The 21,489-nt window shown below is 50.9% G+C and carries 18 protein-coding genes; 15 read left to right on the plus strand and 3 right to left on the minus strand.

What is annotated here, in order from left to right:
- Positions 1-4: 4 nt before the first annotated feature.
- Positions 5-1,003, minus strand: coding sequence for a LacI family DNA-binding transcriptional regulator (locus EBB54_RS22005; protein WP_125129006.1), 999 nt, complete (start codon positions 1,001-1,003; stop codon positions 5-7).
- 128 nt (positions 1,004-1,131) lie between these two features.
- Between EBB54_RS22005 and EBB54_RS31665 the strand changes: the two genes are divergently transcribed.
- The 13 genes from EBB54_RS31665 (at position 1,132) to EBB54_RS22065 (ending at position 14,583) form a co-directional block, all read left to right on the plus strand.
- Complete coding sequence (locus EBB54_RS31665) at positions 1,132-1,257, plus strand: hypothetical protein (RefSeq protein ID WP_279229978.1); 126 nt, start codon at positions 1,132-1,134, stop codon at positions 1,255-1,257.
- Positions 1,258-1,384: 127 nt separating this feature from the next.
- Positions 1,385-2,359: a dihydrodipicolinate synthase family protein gene (locus EBB54_RS22010; RefSeq protein WP_125129007.1), complete on the plus strand. Its 975-nt coding sequence runs from the start codon at positions 1,385-1,387 to the stop codon at positions 2,357-2,359.
- Between the two features lie 71 nt (positions 2,360-2,430).
- On the plus strand, positions 2,431-3,723 hold the full coding sequence (locus EBB54_RS22015; protein WP_125129008.1) for an Nramp family divalent metal transporter: 1,293 nt from the start codon (positions 2,431-2,433) through the stop codon (positions 3,721-3,723).
- 335 nt (positions 3,724-4,058) lie between these two features.
- Positions 4,059-4,481, plus strand: coding sequence for a secondary thiamine-phosphate synthase enzyme YjbQ (locus EBB54_RS22020; protein WP_330554574.1), 423 nt, complete (start codon positions 4,059-4,061; stop codon positions 4,479-4,481).
- 318 nt (positions 4,482-4,799) lie between these two features.
- The gene (locus tag EBB54_RS22025; RefSeq protein ID WP_004071373.1) at positions 4,800-6,431 is read left to right on the plus strand and encodes an FAD-dependent oxidoreductase; all 1,632 of its coding nucleotides are present in this window, start codon (positions 4,800-4,802) and stop codon (positions 6,429-6,431) included.
- A 12-nt stretch (positions 6,432-6,443) separates the two neighbouring features.
- Positions 6,444-7,751, plus strand: a complete 1,308-nt coding sequence (locus tag EBB54_RS22030) for an FAD-binding protein (protein ID WP_125129009.1) — start codon at positions 6,444-6,446, stop codon at positions 7,749-7,751.
- Between the two features lie 15 nt (positions 7,752-7,766).
- Positions 7,767-8,795: a (Fe-S)-binding protein gene (locus tag EBB54_RS22035; protein ID WP_125129010.1), complete on the plus strand. Its 1,029-nt coding sequence runs from the start codon at positions 7,767-7,769 to the stop codon at positions 8,793-8,795.
- A gap of 48 nt (positions 8,796-8,843) precedes the next feature.
- Positions 8,844-10,154, plus strand: a complete 1,311-nt coding sequence (locus EBB54_RS22040; protein ID WP_004071367.1) for a RuBisCO large subunit C-terminal-like domain-containing protein — start codon at positions 8,844-8,846, stop codon at positions 10,152-10,154.
- 32 nt (positions 10,155-10,186) lie between these two features.
- Positions 10,187-11,116 (plus strand): PHP domain-containing protein, encoded by a 930-nt coding sequence (locus EBB54_RS22045; RefSeq protein WP_125129011.1) that lies wholly within the window; start codon positions 10,187-10,189, stop codon positions 11,114-11,116.
- Complete coding sequence (locus EBB54_RS22050; RefSeq protein WP_125129012.1) at positions 11,104-11,589, plus strand: PTS sugar transporter subunit IIA; 486 nt, start codon at positions 11,104-11,106, stop codon at positions 11,587-11,589. Before EBB54_RS22045 ends, EBB54_RS22050 begins: the two co-directional genes overlap by 13 nt.
- Before the next feature lie 38 nt (positions 11,590-11,627).
- Positions 11,628-11,930, plus strand: coding sequence for a PTS sugar transporter subunit IIB (locus tag EBB54_RS22055; protein ID WP_004071359.1), 303 nt, complete (start codon positions 11,628-11,630; stop codon positions 11,928-11,930).
- A 25-nt stretch (positions 11,931-11,955) separates the two neighbouring features.
- Positions 11,956-13,416 carry a PTS transporter subunit IIC gene (locus EBB54_RS22060; RefSeq protein ID WP_125129013.1) on the plus strand — a complete coding sequence of 487 codons (1,461 nt, stop codon included), beginning with the start codon at positions 11,956-11,958 and terminating at the stop codon, positions 13,414-13,416.
- Between the two features lie 66 nt (positions 13,417-13,482).
- Positions 13,483-14,583 (plus strand): PucR family transcriptional regulator, encoded by a 1,101-nt coding sequence (locus EBB54_RS22065; protein WP_125129014.1) that lies wholly within the window; start codon positions 13,483-13,485, stop codon positions 14,581-14,583.
- Here the strand turns inward: EBB54_RS22065 and EBB54_RS22070 are convergent.
- The gene (locus EBB54_RS22070) at positions 14,580-15,437 is read right to left on the minus strand and encodes an AraC family transcriptional regulator (protein ID WP_125129015.1); all 858 of its coding nucleotides are present in this window, start codon (positions 15,435-15,437) and stop codon (positions 14,580-14,582) included. The genes EBB54_RS22065 and EBB54_RS22070 overlap by 4 nt on opposite strands.
- A gap of 206 nt (positions 15,438-15,643) precedes the next feature.
- Here EBB54_RS22070 and EBB54_RS22075 point away from each other — a divergent pair, with 206 nt between their 5' ends.
- Both EBB54_RS22075 and EBB54_RS22080 read left to right on the plus strand, forming a co-directional pair.
- On the plus strand, positions 15,644-18,838 hold the full coding sequence (locus tag EBB54_RS22075; RefSeq protein ID WP_125129016.1) for a glycoside hydrolase family 2 TIM barrel-domain containing protein: 3,195 nt from the start codon (positions 15,644-15,646) through the stop codon (positions 18,836-18,838).
- Between the two features lie 79 nt (positions 18,839-18,917).
- Positions 18,918-20,285: an MFS transporter gene (locus EBB54_RS22080; RefSeq protein WP_125129017.1), complete on the plus strand. Its 1,368-nt coding sequence runs from the start codon at positions 18,918-18,920 to the stop codon at positions 20,283-20,285.
- 77 nt (positions 20,286-20,362) lie between these two features.
- Here the strand turns inward: EBB54_RS22080 and EBB54_RS22085 are convergent, their stop codons facing one another.
- A complete protein-coding gene (locus tag EBB54_RS22085) occupies positions 20,363-21,292 on the minus strand; it encodes a hypothetical protein (protein ID WP_125129018.1) in 930 nt (309 codons plus the stop codon).
- Between the last annotated feature and the right edge of the window lie 197 nt (positions 21,293-21,489).

Raw genomic sequence — 21,489 nt, forward strand, 5'->3', positions numbered from 1 at the left:
TTTTCTAAGTACTCTCCCTCTCCACAAGCGAAGACTGATAAACCAGGTGCCGGGGGCCGGCCTTATGCTCTTCGGGGGAATCAATCTCTTCGATCGTCATAAGCGCGGCCTTCACTCCGATCTCGTGGGCGGGCATTTCCATGGAGGTCATGGCCGTTTCCAGCATTCCTCCTATGATGTGTCCGGTCAGGCTGATGACACGGATCTGCTCCGGGCGCCGTCCTTGTTCCTTGAGTGCGCGGAGCGCCCCGATCCCCTGCACATCGGCGGCGGCTATGATGGCGTCCAGCTTCGGATTGGTTCCCAGCAGCTCCAGGGTGCAGTCATAGCCGTATTCCAGACTGTGTACACTTGCGGGCTGAGGAGAGACAGCCGAGGTTTCAGAAAGGCCGAGCTCAGCCAGCGCTTTTCTGTATCCCTCGTAACGGTCCCGGTAAGGGGTGAGCTGCATGGAACCGTTGATCAGCCCGATCTCCCGGCAGCCTTTGGAAGCCAGGTATCTCACCGCTTCATAGCCGCATGCCTTGTAGTCCACGACTACGCTGCTGATCAGAGAGTCCTGCTTTCGGACGATCTGGGTACAGGCCAGGCCGCTGGAATGGATGTCGCGCACCAGGCGGGTATTGCGCCCCGTGCCGGCGATGATCAGCCCGTCGATAAAACCATTTCTCAGCCGGTTCAGGCATTCCTTTTCCACCTTTGGGCTGTCCTCCGTGTGGCAGATCAGCGTTGCGTAGCCATGCTTCCGGGCTTCCTCCTCAATCCCCTGGGTGATCTCCGCGAATACGGTCATGATCAGGCGCGGTATCACCACGCCGATGGTATTGCGCTTCCCCTGGCGCAGGCCCTTGGCGAGAAGATTGGGCTGATAGCTCAGCTCTTTCACGGCGGCAAAGATGCGGGCTTTGGTGTCAGGATGTACATAAGATGTGTTGTTCAAAGCCCTGGATACGGTGCTGACATCGACACAGGCCAGCTTTGCTACGTCCTTTAAAGTAGCCATTTGACACCTCCATAGTATGGCGAATGACGGTTACAGATCACCTGCATTCCTGTGGCCTGTAACATATTATTTGCAAATAATCGCGTCAATTATAAATGAAATATTGGCGGGATGCAAGAACTAATTTGGTGAAAAGTGCACAAAAAACAAATCTTAAAACAGTGGAAAATACACAAAATATGCAATTTTTTGTAGGATTCATGCAACAATTTGCAGGCATGGGCAAAAGCATTGACGGTCAAAAAGGAACATGATATAAATGACCCATAAGATATACAGACGTTTGGATGTCGTAAAGAAAAACAGATGCGCAGATGTTTTTTTGAAACTGGTAACCTGAAAAAAACAAAAATGATCAATGTGAAGAAAAGGAGAACTATCATGGCTAAAGTAAAAAATTTCAAGACAATTTTCCCGGCAGTATCCGTACCGTTAAATGATGATTATTCTATCAATGAAGAAGAATTTCGTACATACCTCCGCTGGATCAAGAGCTTTTATGGAAAAGGGATTGAGGGACTTGTGTGCAACGGGCATACAGGTGAGATCACAGGCTTGAGCCGTGAGGAACGCAAACGTGTCGTTGAGATCTGCTCCGAGGTGTGCGGCGACTGCATGACCATCATTTCCGGAATCAACTGTGAAAATACAATTGAAAGCATCGAGATGGCAAAGGAAGCAAAGGAAGCGGGCGCTGACGGGATTCTCCTGATGCCGCCCCATATGTGGCTTCGTTTCGGTATGCACAAGGATGCTCCCTATGAATATGTAAAGGATGTAGCGGAGGGCGCTGACATTGACATCATCATCCACCTGTATCCGGCGACAAGCAAGGCGTTTTACCCGGTAGAGACATTGATCAAAATGTGCAAAGAGATCGACCATGTAAAATGTATCAAAATGGGTACCCGTGTGACTTCCATTTACGAGCACGACGTACGCCTGCTCCGTCAGGAATGCCCGGATATCTCCCTGATCACCTGCCACGACGAGACGCTCTGTGTAAGCTGGTTCCCGGGAATGGACGGCGCGCTGATCGGTTTTGCAGGATGTGTTCCGGAGCTGATCTGCCCGGCACGGGAAGTATTTGCAAATCCGGACAAGCACACTCTGAAAGAGGCGCAGGACTGGTCCGACCGTATTTATCACATTTCACAGGCAATCTACGGAGGCGGACAGCCGTCAGGCGAAGCTCACGCAAGGCTGAAGGAAGCGCTGGTACAGAGAGGCATCTTCAAGTCCGGTCTGATGAGAAAGCCGGTTCTTCCGCTGAACCAGGAGGAAAAGGACTGGATCGCAATGGGCTTAAAGAACAGCGAGCTTCCCAAGGTTGACATGACGCAGTTTGAGAAATAAGATAAGAGCTTACATTATGCCGGTGTATTGACTATGATTCGGTCGGTACACCGGTTTTAAGGAGAAAAAAAATGTCTAATGAAAATCACGTTGCGGGAAACGATGGATTCGATCCTTCCAAGGTTCAGAAGCTGTCATTCACCGAGATCCTGAAGCGGATCGGCCCGGGGATCATCCTGACAGGCGTCGTGATCGGCCCGGGAAATATTACCACATCGGCGATGATCGGCGCGAATTATGGTTACGGCCTGCTTTGGCTGATCATACCGATCCTGCTGATGGGAGTTACATTTATGCTGACTTCCTATCGTATATCTATGCTGACGGGAATGCCGATCCTGCATGCCATCCGCCACTATTACGGCGGAGCTGCGGCCGGGTTCTGCGGAATTGCGCTGTTCCTGTCATGCCTGTTTTTTACCCTGGGAAATGTATCCGGAACCGGAGCGGGCATGAACCTGATCTTCGGCATCAACTGGAAGCTGGGCGCCCTGATCATGCTTGCGGTTCTCCTGGGGCTTTATTTTTCAAAGGGCGTCTACTCAAAGGTGGAAAAAGGCATCATGATCTGTATCGTCGGCATGATCCTGGCATTTTACGCGACGCTTGTAGCGACAGGAGGTCCGGCCTGGGGCGAAATGGGCAAGGGGCTTGTCAAGTGGAGTCTGCCTGAGGGCAGCATGACGACGGCGCTTGCCTATATCAGCACCAACGCGGCGGTTACGGCAGGAATCTACGGAACCTATCTTGGCGCAGAGAAAAAATGGAAAAAAGAGGATTTGTTTAATGGGGCAATGAAATGGGACGCAGTGGCGCATATTGTGACTGTGATCCTGATCTCCGGCGCGATCATGCTGGTCGGAGCAATCGTTCTCAATCCCCAGGGAATCGCGATCCAGGCGCCGGCACAGCTTGCCGAGCTGCTGGTTCCGTTTCTCGGAGGGGCGGCAAAGTATGTGATGGGAATTGCGCTTCTGGGCGCCGGATTTTCGTCACTGCTTGGAAATACCCAGCGGGGAATGGTGCTTTTGAGCGCAGGATTTGATAAGGATGTGGCGCTGGAGTCCAAGATCATCCGCTGGGGATGTGTGGCCAGCCTGGCGTTCGCGTGTGTGATCTGTTTTATCTATGACGGATCGCCTACACAGCTGATCTTTATTGCCAATATCGCAACATCCATTGCAACACCGGCAGCGGGTCTGTTCATCATGCTGATGTTCTGGAAAACCGAGGTTCAGGGCGGGCTGAAGCCGCCCCGCGTACTGCAGGTGCTTATGACGGTCAGCTACTGCTTTACACTGCTTATGACAGTTTCGGCGCTCGGCAATTATATTCCGAAGCTGATCCAGTCGTTTTCTAAATAAAAAAAGAACTGCTGCCTTTCATTGATGGGCAGCAGTTTTTGAAATCGGGAATCATCACCTGGCGGATTTCCCAGGATGCGCATTCTTTTGCCACCATTCTTGGATAAACTTCGTTTTCCAACTGTCCTGGACATAGACGCACCTCCTTCTCTTGCAACTATTCACGGCCTGTGTATGGTTAACTTTTGCTTGTCTAAGTTTATGATATCCTTATTCAGATGATTTGTCACTGCCTTGACTATAGAAATCCCCGGTATTATAATGAATAGTGTTGCTGCTCACGCCCTCTGGGTGCTCACAGCAACGAAATATCATCTGCAATTGGGAAGGGAGTATTGGCATTGATTTCATATCGTACATACCTGGTTTTTGAGTTTGATGAACGGGAGACGATTAAGAATATAACCGATCATGTAGAGATGATCCTGGAGGAAAGCAAGGTACGGGAAGGTCTGGTTCTGGTTTCGGCACTTCACACGACGTCGGCGGTTTTTATCAATGATGACGAGGAAGGACTGATACAGGATACGCTGGAATATCTGGAGAAGACCATACCGGATCATAAGGTTCCGTACTACCGCCACAACAAAAGCGAGAAGGACGCGCCGGCACATCTGAAAAGAAATGCGGTGGGGCGAAGCGAGACAATCTCCGTAACGGACGGAAGGATGGACCTGGGAAACTGGGAACAGATTTTCTATGCTGATTTCAACGGAAACCGGAAGAAGAAGCTCTGTATCAAAATTATAGGCGAATAAAAAAGAGTCTGCGGGCTCTTTTTTTTATTCCCGCGAAGCAGCGGGCCAGGCAGCTATGCATGGATATTTGACTTAAAAAATGATGCCTGTAAAATGGTATATTTTGTACAATCCATTTCACTTGCTTTATCTATAAAACCAAAAGAAAGTGTACAATGTGCTGCAAAATAAAGAATGAAAAATGGGCAGTATGTACACATATACAGCAAAAAGACGAAAAAAAGGTGGAAAAAGCGAATTTGCTTGTGCAAAAGAACTATGCTATTATGAAGCTACTTTCAGCCGGGTTGAAAAAATACAAGAAGTGAGGCAGAACTTATGCGAGAAAATTTTGATGTGATAGTAATTGGCGGCGGAACCACTGGAACGGGTGTGATCCGCGACCTCGTACTTCGCGGCTTTCCAAATTCCCTTTTGCTGGAACGGGACGACCTGGCGGCAGGAACGTCAGGCGGATGTCATTCGGCGCTGCACGGCGGAGCGCGCTATGCGGTTTCGGATATCCAGACTGCCAGGGAATGCCTGCAGGAAAATCAGATTTACCGCAGGATTGTACCCCAGGTCGTTGATCCCACAGATGCGATCTGGGTAGCAAAAACGGATGAGCAGTTGGAATTTGCCGAGAAGTGGATGAAAAATGCGGATGAAATAGGTCTCCCTTATGAGATCATTTCCGTGGAGGAAGCAATCAGTGAAGAACCGCTCCTGTCAAAGGATATCCGTTTTGCGCTTAGAACCATTGATACCGGATTTGATCCGTTCAGGCTGTGTATTGCCCAGGCGTATGATGCCAAGATGAAGGGCGCTGAAATCCGTACCCATCAGGAAGTGATCGGTATGCTGATGGACGACAGCCGCGTGGTCGGCCTTCGGGTGTTAAATAAGAAAGAAAACCACATTTATGAGGTTTATGCGAAGCTTGTCATCAACGCAGCGGGGCCGTGGTGCTCCCAGATTACGGAGATGGCCGGATTTGCGATTCCCATGAAGCCCAATAAAGGATCTACCGGAATCTACAGTATGCGGCCGACCAAGACCCTGATCGGGATTCTGCGTACCCCTGCGGACGGCGACGGGCTGGTCAGCCAGGGCTTCCAGAATACGGCGCTTCTGGGAACATCGTCGGTGGATGTAGACGATCCGGACGATGCAGATCCGGGAATGGATGAAATCAAGATTATGGAGGATTCCGTCGCGGAAATCATACCAGGGCTCAGGGAGGCAAGGATGCTGAGACTGTGCACCGGAGTCCGTCCCTTATATACCACGGGCCAGGAGACAGGGCGCAATATCAGCCGCGGGATGTTCCTTCTGGATCATGAGGAGATGGAAGGGGTATCCGGAATCATCACGATCACCGGGGGAAAATATGCGACGGCCCGCCTGATGGCGGAAGAAGCAGTGAATCTTGCCTGTGAGAAACTGGTGGGCAGGGTGGTGCCGTGTACCTCCGACAAGGAATTGATCTATGGCGCGACGACCAGGGAAGAGGCGGAAAAGGAAGCCCAGGAAATCCATGAGACATACCATATTTCCCGGTATGCGGCGCACAAATTTACCGCACGCTACGGAATGTTCGCAAAGAAGATTCTGGAACAATATCCGCAGCAGGCATATGTCATCGACGACGCGGTACAGATGATCGGTTCGGAGGTGTGCTATGCGTTCCAGGAGGAAGATGTGGAAGACTTCAAGGATCTGCGGCGCCGTACACGGCTCGGCATGGGACAGGAGCAGGGAACTTTTTCCATCTACAAAGCAGGCGGTATTGCACAGCAGGAGCTGGGCATGACCCCGGCCGAATCCGAAAAGTGCGTCCTCGGGTATGTAGACGAACGCTGGAAAGGGATCTATTTTGCGGCTCAGTACGGAGATCAGCTCCCATTATCAGAACTGATGCAGGAAATGTATATCGGTATGGGCAGTTATGACATATTAAGAATAGGATAAGGAGGGCTGGTCATGAGTGTAAAGAAAAGCGATGTTCTGGTCATAGGCGGCGGAACGGCTGCATGTGCGGCAGCGGAAGCCATCCTGCAGGCCGGAAAGAATGTAACCATGGTATTCCCGAACGGCGGCAGCAGTGAAGTCTCCGCCGGTTCAATAGATATTCTGGGAGTGGTTCCGGGTGAAGAACCTGTGATCTGCGGAGATTATAAGGAAGGAATCCCCGTGCTGCTGGAAAAATACCCGAATCATGTATATGCGAAATGCGCGGATGAACTGGAACAGGGCGTAAAGGCATTGGTATCCCTTGCGGAAGCCGGGGGCTGTAAGCTGAGAGGATTTGACGGAAAAAATGTATGGATTCCGAATATGCTGGGGACATTTTCTATAAATGCATATGTTCCGGAAATGTCGGGCGACGGGATACTGATTCCTGGAGAAGAAAAGAAAGTCCTTGTAGTGGGCGTGAAAGGAAACGTAGCCTTCAACGCAAAGGCTGCGGCCATGTCTTATCAGCAGTACCAGAAAAAAATCGGAGGGAAGGCAGATTATTTTTCCGCGGAAATCCGGCTGACGGGCTGGGGGGACAGACGCAAGGTCAGCGACGGGGAGCTTGCGGACTATCTGGATACCGCCGAAGGGGCAGGGGAGCTGATCGCTTCGATCCAGACATTCTGCAGAAACAACCGATATCCTTTTGACCTGATCCTCTTACCGCCGGTTCTGGGATATGTACACGAACAGGAACTTCTGTCGGAGATCCGGAAAGCCTGCGGCTGCAAGGCGGCGGAGGTACAGGCTCTGGGAAATTCAGTGGTGGGCTATCGGTTTACCCGGGCTCTTTACAGAGGACTGGAGATGCGGGGAGCCAGGCTGCTCCGGGGGGCAAAGGTTACCGCCGTTTCGCCGGCGGAAAACGGAATCGAAGCAGAGTGCACGATCGGCCTGACTGACCAGCTTCATCCGGGGGAGAAAGTCACGGTACACGCATCCTCCGCTGTTCTGGCTACGGGAGGCTTCGTAGGCGGCGGGATCAAGGCACGCAGGACAGAGGTCTGGATCGAATTGCTGGATAAAAAGCTGGGCGGCATCACGGCGGATCACCTGGACAGAGACGCGGTCAGTACATCCGGACAGGAATTTTTGCGGATGGGTGCGGAAGTGAATGAGGACATGTCCGTGAAGGATGAGAAGTATAACGGACGTTTGTTTGCCTGCGGCGGCGTTCTTGCGGGACACAATAGCGCAAGTGAACGCAGCGGGGCGGGAATCGCGGCGGCATCCGCATATCTGGCCGGAAAAAATGCGGCGTTGAACATATAAGGAGGTGGGAAAAGGATGGCAACACAAGACTTTTCAAAATTGTACTATCGGACGGCCAACTGCCTGACAAGTGACATCATAGCAGATTTTTCTCCGGTCAGCCGGGTACTGGGGGCGGACACATCTACAGGAATGGGGGTTGTGTTCACGGCGATGGGGACCCGGTTTGATATGCAGTATGTGGCGAAAGAAGCTTTTATGGCGACAGACAGCTACGAATCAGATACACGCAGTATTGATGATACCCCGGTTGCGGAGGTGATGCGCTATGTCCGCAGTGAAATCATTGCGGGAGGACATGTGCCGGAAGCGTATCAGGAATTGACGGAAAAGATCCGAAAAGGGGAGAGCGTCTACGCGCAATACCGTGTATTTAAAACAGGATGCGTGGGGAGCGACGTGCTGTTTTTAATCAGCCCCGCCGCAGAGGATGCCGCAAAGACTGCAGAGAATTTTATGGGATTTTCCAAAAAGCTGGGCAAAAGCTGCTTCTGCACGAATGAATATCAGGACTGCGGGTACCTGCTGCTCCAGCTCGGGCAGACCGACGCGGCAAACGCGCAGGCAGAGGCAATGAAAGGAACGCTTGAAAACTACCGGGAGATCGTGACGGATGACAGCTACGTCCTGGACGCCCTTCTCATACAGTTTCCGGAGCTTTCCGAAAAAATCAGATTCATAGATGCATTTATTTATGAAGGAAAAGAAGCGGTAAAGCAGGTAAAGGAAGATATCGTACTGCACGAGAGCGGGATTATCCAGCGTCTGTATCCCTCCCGAAGGGTGGACTATCAGAAGCTGTTTGCAGATGCAAATGTGATCCTGCCGAAGAGAAGCGGCTTCGATGTGACGGATTCAGGTCTGGCAGGGGGGCTTGGCCTGTATGAACCAAAGAACCTTACGGCAATCTCCGGCCGGAGGATGGCAGATCTGGCCCGGCCGGAACATGACGTGATCATGACCCCCTGCGCCTGCGAGGCTGCCGGCCTGAATTGCGCGGAAAAAGAGAAGGTCGTGACACTGCTCGATTACATATGTAAGTAAAATAATACACAGAAAACGGGTTGCAAACAATTGAAGGAGGAAACCAAAATGAAATATGATCCGAATATATTTAAGATGCCGGAGTCCATTGAGAAAGATCAGTATATCGTCTGTACTTATTTTTGCCAGGGGTATACGTCCGACCTGCTGAACAAGGTGGGCTCTATGGCCATAGAACAGACGACAGGCACGTGGGCGCCGGTTCCGCTGGAGACGCCCGAAGTCAGGAGACGCCACGGCGGAAAAGTGATCGCGGTGCATGAAATCCCGTGCTATGAATTTGAAATGCCCGAAGCAAAGGGACAGGAGCGCATGGCAGTGTTCCAGATCGCGTTCCCGTTTGAAAATATGGGCGCGAACCTTCCCCAGGTACTGACTTCCGTGATCGGAAACATTTCCATGGCAGGGAAGTTGAAATTGATAGACATTGATTTCCCGAAGGCGTTTACGGACGGCTTCCAGGGGCCCAGGTTCGGCGTAGAAGGGCTGAGGGAGATCACGGGAGTGCCGAAGCGGCCGTTCATTGTCAGCATGATCAAGCCGTGTACGGGCGCAACGCCGGAAAATGCGGGCAAGCTGATCCGCGAACTGGCTATGGCAGGGATTGACTGGATCAAGGACGATGAGTTGTTCAGCGATACCGATTACTGTACGGTAAAGGCCAGAGTTAAAATCGCGGCTGAAATCCTGAAGGATGTGTATGAAAAAACCGGAAAGCGTGTGATCTATTCTCCCAATATCACGGACCGCCCGGACCGGATGCTGGATAAGGCGAAAATGTGCAGGGAAATGGGAATCCCGGGACTGATGATCAATGCGCTGACCGTGGGCTGGCCGGCAATGCAGATGATCGCGGAGAACGACGAGGTGGATCTGCCGATCCTGGCGCACCCGGCATTTGCAGGGGCGATGTATGAATCCCATTACTCCGGGATTTCCAGCCATCTGGTTCTCGGAAAGTTTATGCGTATGAGCGGCGCGGATCTTGTGATTTATCCGTGCGCATACGGGAAGGTGGACATCCAGCGGGAGAGATATATTCGGATCGCGCAGTCCCTCCTGACCGATTTCCGGGGCATGAAGCGTACCTTCCCGGGACCGGCGGCAGGGGTATACCAGGGCCTGATCCCCAATGTGGCGGACGATCTTGGAATGGACTTTTCCATCTCGGCAGGAGCGGCAATGCATGCCCACCCGATGGGGGCGGCAGCCGGAGTAGAAAGCCTGATCAAGGCGGCGGAAGCCACCGCGGAGGGCATCTCCCTGGAAGAGGCGGCAAAAGACTGCGAATCCCTTAAGGCGGCTTTAGACCTCTGGGGAATCGGAGTCCATCAGGACCTGTTTGATCTGAAAAAATAGGGAAGCTGTACAGGACAGATACGAAATAGAAGATGATGAAGAGAAAAAGAGTAGATCTGCATGTCCACAGCGGATATTCCAGCGACGGGACGTTCGGGGTGCATGAACTTTTTGCCCAGGCAAAGGAGCTCCATATGGAGGGGCTGGTGATCGCGGATCATGATACCTGGGAAGCCTGGGAGGAGGCAGAGCAGGAGTCAGAGCTCACAGGCATCCGGACGATTCCCGCACTGGAGCTGTCCTGTGTTGATGAAAGCAGGATGGTGCATATCCTGGGATATGGAATTGATACAAAAGGCAGCCACAGGCTGTCAGAGACGGTAAAACGGATTCAGCAGTCACGGATCGGCATTCTTCCACAGATCCAAAGGAATCTGGAGAGGGAAGGGTTCTTTGTCGATATGGAAAGGGTCAATCAGCTTGCATATCCGCATCCGGCGGTGATTACCAATTTTGCAGACGCGATCCTGCAGGATCCGCGCAATGGGGATCACCCCAAATTGGTTCCATACCGGCCGGGCGGAGAAAAATCGGATGTGCCTTATATCAGGTTTATCAAGGACTACCTGGTGGCGGGAAGCAAATGCTATGTACCCGAGTATATCGTGGACATATTCGAGGGAATCCGGATGATCCGGGAAGCAAAAGGGGTTCCGGTTCTTGCGCATCCCGGAGAGTGGTTTACGACCCGGGATGAGAACAAGATGGAACGTATGCTGGAATGCGGCCTTCAGGGGATGGAGGTATATACGCCTTATCATTCCCCGGAACAGACTGCATATTATCACGGGCTGGCTGCGAAGTTCGGACTGCTGCAGACGGCTGGCTCCGACTACCACGATATCAGTAAAAAACCGGGACATTGGATGGGAATGGTGGAGGCGGCAAGTTTGGACATGTTTGATGCATTGCAGAGGAAAATAGACGAAAACCGGCAGAGGAGGCACAAATGGAATCAATAGGGTTATATACGAATCAGACAATGCTCCTGACAGGAGCCAGCGCGGCAGACGCCGAAGAGGTCATTCGGATGCTATGCGGCAAAGCAATGGAGAACGGATGTATTGAGCAGAAGTTCATTACCGCAATTCTGGAACGGGAGAAGGAATATCCTACCGGACTGCCTGCTGCGGTGCCGGTTGCCATTCCACATATCCATGAAGGCTGTCTGCGGTCGTTTTTTTCCGCGGCGGTGCTCAATGAACCGGCTGCATTCTGTTCCATGGGCGATCCGGATGAACAGATTGACACCAGGATCGTATTTTTGTTCGGCATTACGGACCCAAGCTGTCAGACAGACGTTTTGAAAAAATTCTGTACCATTTTCCAGGATGAGGAAACGATGGAACAATTGTCGGAAACGGAAGATGCCGAAGAACTGCTGCACAGAATGAAAGAGCTGCTGGGCGATTATTTAGTGACAGAGGAAGCTTGAAATCAGTGGGATATAAGACAAAAAAGGAGAGGGTGCTTATGAAAGCAAAAATAAGTATGGCGGTTGCCTGCGGAGGAGGAATTTTTACAACAACAGTAGTCACCGATAAGATCAAAGAAATTCTGAAAAAAGAAAAGATACCGTTTTCCATCACACCCCACAAAATTACAGAGGTACCGAACCTTGCGGGTTACGACCTGATCATAGTAACCGGAAAGACCAATGCCAAAAACAAGGCCGGCGCTCCGATCATGCTGGGGCTGCCGCTGTTTACAGGCGTGGGGGCTGAGGAATTTACGGAAGAAATGCTCAAAGAGATTCGAAGGATCATGGAAGAATAGGATTACGTACAGGAGGTGGCGATTTATGCAGGCTTTACTACAGATTGGAAATGCGTTCAACAATGTGATGGGCATTTTCGGAAGTACGATCATTGTACCGATTATCATTTTTATCATCAGTATGTGTATGAGAGTCGGTGTGAAAAAATCTTTCCAGGGAGCGGTCTATATGGCGGTCGGCCTGACGCTCTTCAATGCGGTTCTTGGGGTGCTGATGTCCGCCATCACGCCTTATGTTACCGCAATGGCAGACAATGTGGGGATTTCACTGCCCTATATTGATATCGGATGGCAGGGGGCGTCCGTGGTGGTGTATTCCAATACGCTGGGATATATATATCTGGTGCTTGGGCTCGGACTGAACCTGATCCTGTTTGCCTTAAAGCTGGTGGATACCTTCCAGCCGACAGATATCTGGAATTATTACCAGTTCGTATTCTGGGCAGTGATCGTCCAGTTTACGACGGGAAGCTTTGCGCTGGGCGTTGCGGCGGCGGTCGTATGCAATCTGGTGGTGCTCCTGATTGCGGATATCATCGCACCGTCCCTGCAGGAATTTAACGGATATGATAACCTGACGCTTACCAGTGTTCCCCAAGGCGGAGCGCCGTTTGCGATGATCGTCAGGTGGGTGGTCATGAAACTGAAGATCAAAACGAGACCGATCAGCGCGGAAAGCCTGCAGGAAAAGTTTGGCTTCTGGGGAGAGCCGCTTTCCATCGGATTGGTGGTGGGAATCCTGATCGCGGTTTTAGGCTCTACCCAAAACCTGGGGGAGGTCGGCACATGGGCCGGAATCCTGGCAACCGCAATCACGATTGCCGGTGTTATGGTGATCTATCCATCGGTTTCCGGATTGTTTGTGAAGGGGCTGATCCCCCTGAGCCAGTCCATGCAGGCCCGCGCCCGGGCAGGGCAGACAAACCGCAAATTTTTCCATGTTGCCATGGACCCGGCGGTTTTCTTTGGAAACGGGGACAACATGGCGGCGGCCTTGATCCTGATTCCGATCGTGTTTTTTACGTCTCTGGTTATGCCGGGAAATAAAATCCTGATGCTGGCGGATATTCCGGCAATGGCGTTTATGACGGCCGGCCTGATCTTCGTGTTCCGCGGAGATATCCTGATGACGATTATATCAGGCACGATCTGGTTTAATATCGCGAATATTTTAAATTCGGACGTATGCGCGGCATTTACGAAAGCGGCGGAATCGGCGGGGGTTGCGTCTCAGATGTCGTCGGTAGCGGACGCGTTCTCACAGGGGCTTGGAATTGCCTCCTGGACAGTAGGGACCAATCCGGTCCTGTACCTTGTATATAAAGCATTCTCGGCAGAGGGGATCATGCGTATTGCAGGGATCGCCCTTGTGCTTGCCGCTTACGCATGTATCTATCTTTCCTTCCGAAAGGATAAAAAGAAATGGTGGATGGCAGCAGGAGCAAGTGAAGAATATCTGACGGAACGGGGGTATATTGAATCATAACATAAAAAATGTTATAATTTCCTGGTATACAGTGAAGGAATGTTCAAGTGTGAGGTGGTGCGGAATATGGCAGATAGATTCTTTCAGGGATACGTATACCAGCTGCAGGGAAGTATTTCAAGAACCTTCGGAGTGATAGACAATAAAGAGATTGTTTCGTGCAGCAATCAGGAGCTGATCGGAAACAGAAATCCTTTTCAGCTTATGTCGCACAGAACGGTGGAAAATGAGTGCTTTTCTGTAGGAAATAATACTTACCGCGTGTTTTATGAAAACAGCTTTGTGAAGTTTGCGGTGTTTGTGGAAGGGACGGATAAGGTTGCGGAGGAATACGCGACGATATTGTCGGTCTGTTTTACCGGGATGAAATCCTATTTCGAAGAAAAATACAATCGGCATCTGTTCTATAAAAATCTGTTCCTGGAAACTATTTTGCCGGGGGATATCAATGTACGCGCAAATATGATGAAGATTCCATTGTTAAAGCCGAGGGTGGTCTTTCTGCTTCGTTTTCCAAGGGTGGATACGCAGTGGGACTTGGGGCTTCTGTTTTCGAATACGGAAAAACCCGGGAAATATGAGATTTTTTCCATGACGGAGACGGATGTGATCCTGATCGCGGAAACCAGATCCAATACTTCCCGGGAAGAACTGGACGAAATGGGCTGTTATTTTCAGAAAGCGGCTTCGGAGCTATTCGGGGTATCGCCTGTGACGGGGATTGGAAGTATTGTGACGGATATCCGGCAGCTTGCGGAATCGTATAAAGAGTCGGTCTATGTGCTTACTCTTTTGTATTTGTTTGAGGGAAAGACGTCGGTTGTGAATTATAACCGGCTGGGGATCAAACGGCTGATCTACCAACTGCCGCTGCCGCTTTGCGAGGCATATTTGAAAGAAGTATTTGTAAAAGGCAGCTTTGAAACGCTGGAAGAAGAGACGCTGGAGACGGTGAAGTGCTTTTTCGACAACAACCTGAATGTATCGGAAACGGCTCGTCAGCTGTATATTCACAGAAATACGCTGATGTACCGTCTGGAAAAGGTGAAGAAGCTGACCGGACTGGATGTGCGTATCTTTGACCATGCGGTCATATTTAAGCTGGCAATGGTGATTCACAGGCATATCAGATATAAGGGAAATATAAGTACAGCTCCTGACAGTTAGGAGCTGTTTTTTCGATACTCCGAAGGTGAGAACCCTTTCTGCTTATGGAAGATCCTGCTGAAATACAGCGGATTTTCATATCCTACGATACGCCCGATCTCCGTCACCGTATAGGTGGTGGTCTCCAGCAGAACCTGCGCGTTTGTGATGCGGATGGATAGGATATACTGCATGGGTGTAACTCCGGTGTATTCTTTAAAATTCCGGATGAACCAGCTTATGCTCATCCCCCGGGATCTGGCATATTCCTGGATGCTGATGCCGGAATTGTAGTGGTCGTTGAAATATTGGGCCGCCAGGTCCATCTCGTATTCCAGATATTCATTTTTCAGGATGCGCTGCTTTGACACCTGCCGGTGGATCAGGATCAGGAGGTGGCGGAACAGGAGCGTCAGCATTTCTTCATAGTCGGCCCGGCAGTGCTGGAGCTCGGAGATCATCCGCTTGAAGATCCGTTCATATTCCAGGGAAATCCCGGCATAGAATACCCGCATGTCATCCCGGATGCCGTAGCTTCTCAGGATGTTGGTCACGTTGCCTCCGGTGAAATGAACCCAGTACACCTGAGTTCGGTCAGCCGCGTAATATTCATATTTCTGAAATTCTTTCGGCCGGTAGATCACCATGTTTCCGGCAGTCACAACGGTTTCATTTTCTGCATGGTCAAAGTGGAAATGCACGGCCCCGGCAAAGACATAGAGGAGCTGAAAATCCAGCCTCCCCCGGGGGCGGTAGGTGGGCAGCCTGGGATGGGTGGAAAGGCGGTAAGTCCCGCAGCTTCCTACGATCAGCGGCCGGCTCTTGTCTTTAAAATCCAGATGCGTATTGTTTAAATATCCCGAGTTCAGATACATGTGTGGCCTCCTGTTTTATGAATTACAGTTATTGTATCATTTTATGCATGTTTTGTCTAATCGAGTTTATGGATTTTGAAATGGAAAATTCATATAATAAATCCAGAAAATAGAGAGAAAAAGGAAATCTACCCCGCTCGGGGCAGCAGGAGAGAAGAACAAAAAAGTGTATGTTTTAACGCGATTCAGAACAGGAGGCTGAAAACATGATTGTACCAAGGTATTATGAAGACCTCAGCATTTTGCACGAGGGGACTATGCCGGCCAGGGCATATTACATCCCGGCATCGAAGCGGGTGGATCATCTGGCGGAACACAGGGAGGAATCCGACCGTATCCAGTTCCTGAACGGGAACTGGAAGTTCAGATTTTTTCAGAGCATCTATGACGTGCAGGAGCCGTTTTACGAGCCGGGCTATGATACGTCTGATTTTGGGGAGATCAGCGTCCCCGGCGTGTGGCAGATGGCCGGGTATGACTCCCACCAGTACACCAATATTCGTTATCCGTTTCCCTTTGATCCGCCCTTTGTTCCCCAGGATAACCCCTGCGGCGCATATGTGCATACGTTTGACTATGTAAAGGACGGGCAGGCGCCGAAGGCGTATCTCAATTTTGAAGGGGTGGATTCCTGTTTTTACCTGTGGCTGAACGGCATATGGATCGGGTACAGCCAGGTGTCCCATGCGACCAGTGAATTTGACGTTACATCTGCCCTGAAAGAAGGGGAAAACACCATTGCGGTGCTGGTCTTGAAATGGTGTGACGGCAGCTATCTGGAGGATCAGGACAAATTCCGTATGAGCGGGATTTTCCGGGACGTGTATCTGCTGAAACGTCCGGAACACTGCATCGGTGATTACCGGGTGGAAACGGCTGTGGATGGGGAAATAGAATCCGGCCGGGGGCAGCAGGGCGTCCAATCTGCGGTAACGTCTGACAGTATGGGAACTGGCGATGCGGGAACTGCCAATACGGGAATTGCTGATGCGGGTTCTGGCAGCGCGGAATCTGCAGCCGGCCCGCGGCTTCGTGGAAACAGGGCGGAGATCCGCTTACATATTTCTTATATCGGAAAGCCGGCGGCTGCGAAGGTGACGGTCTATGATCCCAAAAACCGGATTGCGGTGTCCGGTGAAGCCAAGTCCGGCCGCATTTCTCTGGAAGTCTCAGAACCGGAGCTGTGGAGTGCGGAGCATCCGGTTTTATATACGCTTGTCATTGAGACGGGGCAGGAAGTGATCACGGATCATGTAGGGTTTCGAACCATCCGGATTCAGGATCAGGTCATATACCTGAACGGGCAGAAGGTCAAATTCCATGGTGTGAACCGCCATGATTCCGATCCGAGGACCGGCTTTGCCATCAGTCCGGAACAGGTGATGAAAGACCTTACGATGATGAAGCAGCACAACTTCAATGCCATCCGCTCCAGCCATTATCCAAATGCGCCTTATTTTTATGAGCTGTGTGATCTGTACGGCTTTATGGTTATGAATGAAGCAGACGTGGAAGCCCACGGCCCCAATATGATCTATTACAAAGAGGATACGGACTACAACCGCTTCAAGGGGTGGAATCGGAGGATTGCGGACGATCCGGCCTGGGAGGATTCCATTCTGGACCGGGTGCAGCTTATGGTTCAGCGGGATAAGAACCGTCCCAGTATCCTGATGTGGTCCATGGGAAATGAGAGCGCCTACGGGTGCAATTTTGAAAAGGCTCTCCGGTGGACGAAGAAATTTGACCCGGACAGGATCACCCAGTATGAAAGTGCGAGATACCGAAACTATGATGTGACTTATGACTACTCAAATCTTGATTTGTACAGCAGAATGTATCCCGCCTTCGAGGAAATCGAGGAGTACTTTGAAAAAGACGGGAGCAAACCGTTTTTGCTGGTGGAATATGCCCATTCCATGGGAAACGGCCCCGGAGACCTGGAGGATTATTTCCAGGTCATCCACAGCAATGACCGGATGTGCGGCGGTTTCGTGTGGGAGTGGTGCGACCATGCGGTGTATGCCGGAGACGGGGACGGAGAAAGATATCTCTACGGCGGAGATCACGGCGAGAAGATCCACGACGGAAATTTCTGCATGGACGGGCTGGTGTATCCGAACCGCACTCCTCACACCGGGCTGCTGGAATATAAAAACATACACCGTCCGGCGAGGGTGGTTTCCTATGATGCCCGGACCGGGGAATTGAAGCTGCACAATTACCTGGATTTTACGGATTTGAAGGATTACGCGGACATACGTTATGAGGTGGCCTGCGACGGCGTTTGTGTGGAATCGGGCAGCATTCCCGCATGTTCCGTGCCGCCCCACGGCGAGGCGTCGGTTGTGCTGGATGTATCCGTCCCCGAGGTGGGGAGGGCGTATCTGAAAATTCTCTACCTGCTCCGCAGCGGATCGCCCCTGGTTCCGGCAGGCCATTTGCTGGGATTTGATGAAATCCTTCTGGAAAATGCGGACGGAAGAAACCAGGACGCGCTCAGGCGTCTGTTCAGCGGGAAAACCGCCGGCGGCGGTCTGGAGGTGGCGGAGACGGACTGCAGAGTCATCATCCGGGGAGAGGGATTTGTCTATACATATAATAAGAGGAACGGCCTTTTTGAGAGTATCATTTACGGGGGAACGGAATATCTGGACAGGCCGATGGAGTTCAATATCTGGAGGGCGCCCACAGACAACGACATGTATATCAAGGAAGAGTGGAAAAAGGCGCATTACCACGAGGCGTCTGCCAGAGCCTATGCCACGGCTGCCGGACAGTCCGAGAACGAGGTCGTAATCCTGACCGCCATGTCCGTTTCAGCGCCCACCGTCCAGCGCATTCTGGATATCAAGGGGTTCTGGACCGTGGACAAAAACGGCGGCATCCACGGGTCTATGGACGCAGCAAAAAATGGAGAATTTCCGGCGCTGCCCAGATTCGGACTGCGGCTCTTCCTGCCGGAGCAGATGGACACGGTTTCCTATTATGGATACGGCCCCATGGAAAGCTACTGCGATAAGCACCGGGCAGCCAGCCATGGCCGATATACTGCAAATGTGGCGGAGCTGCACGAGGACTACATCCGTCCCCAGGAAAACGGGAGCCATTTTGACTGCGATTATGTGGAGGTCAGCGGAAACCAGGCCGGGTTTGCTGCAATTTCGGCACCGGACTGCAGATTTTCCTTCAATGCGTCTGTCTATACGCAGGAGGAATTGGAAAAAAAGGCCCACAATTTCGAGCTGGAAAGGTCGGGCAGTACCGTATTGTGCCTGGATTATGCGTTAAACGGGATCGGCTCCAATAGCTGCGGCCCGGAGGTCATGGAAAAATATCGGTTTGATGAAAGAAGGTTCCGGTTCCAGTTCAGCCTGGTGCCGTTTGTGAAGGAACCGTAAACAAGTTGAAACAGCAGGGTGCACGACACCGTGTGAATAGTAACAGGCGGACACCCGATTACAAAAAAGGAGAGTACACATGCAGGAAAAAACATATTTGAAATGGTACAATAAGATTGGTTATGGTTCCGGAGATATTGCAGGCAATGTGGTCTATGCGTTTTTGTCCTCATTTGTCATGATCTATCTGACCAATACGATCGGCCTGTCGGCGGGGATCGTAGGAACTTTGATCGCGGTTTCCAAATTATTTGACGGATTTACGGATATTTTCTTCGGCTCCATGATTGACAAGACCCACAGCAGGCTGGGAAAGGCGCGGCCCTGGATGCTGTACGGCTACATCGGCTGCGCCGTTACCCTGGCGGCGATCTTCGCGGTTCCCACGGGCTGGGGGGACACAGCGCAGTACGCCTGGTTTTTCATTGCCTATACCCTGTTAAACGGCGTATTTTACACGGCAAATAATATCGCCTATTCTGCGCTGACGTCACTGGTGACGAAAAACAGCAAGGAGCGGGTTCAGATGGGCTCCTATAGATTCATTTTCGCATTTGCCACCAGCCTGCTGATCCAGTCCGTCACCATTGGCTTTGTAGCGAAATGCGGCGGCGGGGCGGCGGCATGGCGGACAGTAGCCATTGTCTATGCGGTGCTCGGCCTGGTCGTCAATACGGTGTCGGTATTTTCTGTGAAAGAGCTTCCCGAGGAGGAGCTCAACGAGTGGGAGGAGAAACAGAGCGAGGAAGAGAAGTACGGGCTGGGAGAGGCGTTCCGGCTCCTGGTTTCCAACAAATACTATCTTATGATCTGCGGTGTCTATATCCTGCAGCAGTTATATGCGGCGATGATCAATTCCGGAATCTATTATATGACCTATGTGCTGAAAAATGAAAACCTCTATGGTGTGTTTTCCTGGGCTGCCAATATCCCGCTGATCATCGCACTGATTTTCACACCCGCGCTTGTGGGCAGGTGGAAAGGGATGTACAAGCTGAACCTGAGGGGCTATATGATCGCGGTCGCAGGCCGGGCGCTTGTAGTCGCGGCCGGGTATATCGGGAGCGTCCCGCTGATGCTGGCATTTACCGCACTGGCTGCTCTGGGACAGGGGCCCTGGCAGGGGGACATGAATGCGGTGATCGCATCCTGCTCAGAGTATACTTTTTTAACGAAAGGAAAAAGAGTGGACGGAACCATGTACTCCTGCACCTCCCTCGGCGTAAAGCTGGGCGGCGGCCTGGGAACGGCGGCGGCAGGCTGGCTGCTGGAGCTCAGCAGATTTGACGGCACCCTGGCGGTACAGCCGGAATCCTGCATCAATATGCTGCATGTCATGTACCTGTGGATTCCGCTGATCATCAATGTGGTGATCATGCTGGTGCTGTCAGCAATGAACGTGGAAGGGGCCAACGCAAAGCTTCGGGAAGAAAAAGGGATTTTTTAAAATCCACCGGAGACTACTGTGAAATAAGCAGAAAAAGAAACGGGGGATGTCCTGCGGCGGGCATGCCCCATTCTATTTTAACCGGCAACCATCTGATAGATCTCGTCGGTTGTTTTATCAGGGTTTCTGGAAATGATGTCATAGAGGGAAAGGATCTCATCCATATCTGTCTCCAGTTCATCCGCGATGACAGAGAGGGGTTTGTTTTTGGCGCATTTTTTCTGGATTAGAGAAATGCGTTCGGTTAGTTTTGTTTTTACCGTATTTTCTACGGTCGCCTTCTCCACTTCTTCCTTAAGCTTACGGTCAAATTTTTCCTGTACGATTTCCATGAAAATATCGCTCATACCATTTACCTCCCTGAAAATTTTCTGATTTGCACGCATGATCGTTTCTATGACCGACCGATGCAGGCTGCTGTCCTTATGATCCATATAGTTTTTAACCAGTTTTTCGGCTGTTTCAGTTGCTTTCAGCTTATTTGTCAGGCTTTTCAGCCAGAGATTTTCTTCCCCGGATAAATTCTTTGTGACCAGGATCTGGATGGGGATGAAATCTCCGTTCACATAGTAGATTCCTTTTTCCACCTCCGTGACCTGATACTTTTTGATTTTCGTCAAATGTTTTATCATCTTCCGGGGATATTTTCCCGATACGAAGGTGATGCTCAGTTCTTCGGCAGGAATGCTGTCTGTATACTGCACATCTGCTTTATAAAAGCATGTGTATCCGTAGACTTTGTAAAAATCATCTACACTTAGAGAATCATCCGGGCTTTTGTATTCAATGATGTTGTATTTTTTGAATATCCTTCCGATGTTCTTCTTTACGGGCCTGTCCGTCTCTTTTTTGATGATCAGTACATCGATTTCCATCGGCTTTTTGCCCAATTGATGTTCATTTTCAAACACCAGGTTGTCCGCGTCGTCTTCCAGTTCAATCTGGATGCCAGCATAAAATGCAGGATGCCAGTAAGTGGCATCAGTTTCTTTTTTCTTCTGCGTCATAGAAAACCTCCTTATTCTGTTTTTCAGGAGATTTTCTGCTCCCTTTTCAGAAAACCTCCTGCTTATCTGGATAAAAGCACGAATTTTCTGAAAGGACAGGGGATGAAATCCCTTGTATTGATATGTCTGAGATATAACGGAATCCGAGATTCCGAAATAATGGAACTTTTAGAAAATATGCTTTTTCCTATTCTAGC

Origin of the sequence: Schaedlerella arabinosiphila, from assembly GCF_003885045.1 — a bacterium.
Classification (GTDB): Bacteria; Bacillota; Clostridia; order Lachnospirales; family Lachnospiraceae; genus Schaedlerella; species Schaedlerella arabinosiphila.

Coding starts and splice junctions, on each gene's coding strand:
- EBB54_RS22005 (WP_125129006.1), bottom strand. CDS start 1,003: ATGGCTACTTTAAAGGACGTAGCAAAGCTGGCCTGTGTCGATGTCAGC.
- EBB54_RS22010 (WP_125129007.1), top strand. CDS start 1,385: ATGGCTAAAGTAAAAAATTTCAAGACAATTTTCCCGGCAGTATCCGTA.
- EBB54_RS22015 (WP_125129008.1), top strand. CDS start 2,431: ATGTCTAATGAAAATCACGTTGCGGGAAACGATGGATTCGATCCTTCC.
- EBB54_RS22025 (WP_004071373.1), top strand. CDS start 4,800: ATGCGAGAAAATTTTGATGTGATAGTAATTGGCGGCGGAACCACTGGA.
- EBB54_RS22030 (WP_125129009.1), top strand. CDS start 6,444: ATGAGTGTAAAGAAAAGCGATGTTCTGGTCATAGGCGGCGGAACGGCT.
- EBB54_RS22035 (WP_125129010.1), top strand. CDS start 7,767: ATGGCAACACAAGACTTTTCAAAATTGTACTATCGGACGGCCAACTGC.
- EBB54_RS22040 (WP_004071367.1), top strand. CDS start 8,844: ATGAAATATGATCCGAATATATTTAAGATGCCGGAGTCCATTGAGAAA.
- EBB54_RS22045 (WP_125129011.1), top strand. CDS start 10,187: ATGATGAAGAGAAAAAGAGTAGATCTGCATGTCCACAGCGGATATTCC.
- EBB54_RS22050 (WP_125129012.1), top strand. CDS start 11,104: ATGGAATCAATAGGGTTATATACGAATCAGACAATGCTCCTGACAGGA.
- EBB54_RS22055 (WP_004071359.1), top strand. CDS start 11,628: ATGAAAGCAAAAATAAGTATGGCGGTTGCCTGCGGAGGAGGAATTTTT.
- EBB54_RS22060 (WP_125129013.1), top strand. CDS start 11,956: ATGCAGGCTTTACTACAGATTGGAAATGCGTTCAACAATGTGATGGGC.
- EBB54_RS22065 (WP_125129014.1), top strand. CDS start 13,483: ATGGCAGATAGATTCTTTCAGGGATACGTATACCAGCTGCAGGGAAGT.
- EBB54_RS22070 (WP_125129015.1), bottom strand. CDS start 15,437: ATGTATCTGAACTCGGGATATTTAAACAATACGCATCTGGATTTTAAA.
- EBB54_RS22075 (WP_125129016.1), top strand. CDS start 15,644: ATGATTGTACCAAGGTATTATGAAGACCTCAGCATTTTGCACGAGGGG.
- EBB54_RS22080 (WP_125129017.1), top strand. CDS start 18,918: ATGCAGGAAAAAACATATTTGAAATGGTACAATAAGATTGGTTATGGT.
- EBB54_RS22085 (WP_125129018.1), bottom strand. CDS start 21,292: ATGACGCAGAAGAAAAAAGAAACTGATGCCACTTACTGGCATCCTGCA.